This window comes from Sphingobium estronivorans (genome assembly GCF_008692605.1).
Taxonomy (GTDB): domain Bacteria; phylum Pseudomonadota; class Alphaproteobacteria; order Sphingomonadales; family Sphingomonadaceae; genus Sphingobium; species Sphingobium estronivorans.
The window spans coordinates 1-339 of the sequence record NZ_LFCT01000078.1 but is presented as its reverse complement, the minus strand read 5'-3'; the positions used below and the strand labels follow the sequence as shown (position 1 = coordinate 339).

The following is a 339-nucleotide window of genomic DNA, read 5'->3' as shown; positions in this document are numbered from 1 at the left end:
GATGATCCGGGGCGGGCATATCGACCTCACCGTGCTCGGCGCGATGGAAGTGGCGGAAAATGGCGACATCGCCAACTGGATGATCCCCGGCAAGATGATCAAGGGCATGGGCGGCGCGATGGATCTGGTCGCGGGCGTCAAGAAGATCATCGTCGTGATGGAGCACACGTCCAAGGACGGCAGCCCCAAGTTCATCCCGGCCTGCACCCTGCCGCTGACCGGCAAGAATGTCGTCGACATGATCGTCACCGACCTCTGCGTCTTCCAGCGGCCCGACCATGACAGCCCGTTCCGGCTCGTCGAACTCGCTCCGGGCGTGACGGCAGAGGAAGTCGCCGC

Annotated in this window: 1 protein-coding gene; it reads left to right on the top strand. The window is 64.0% G+C overall.

Translation table 11 applies throughout. The features are described from left to right. On the top strand, positions 1-339 hold a 339-nt coding region (locus F7P65_RS21895; RefSeq protein ID WP_275897571.1), incomplete at both ends, for a CoA-transferase.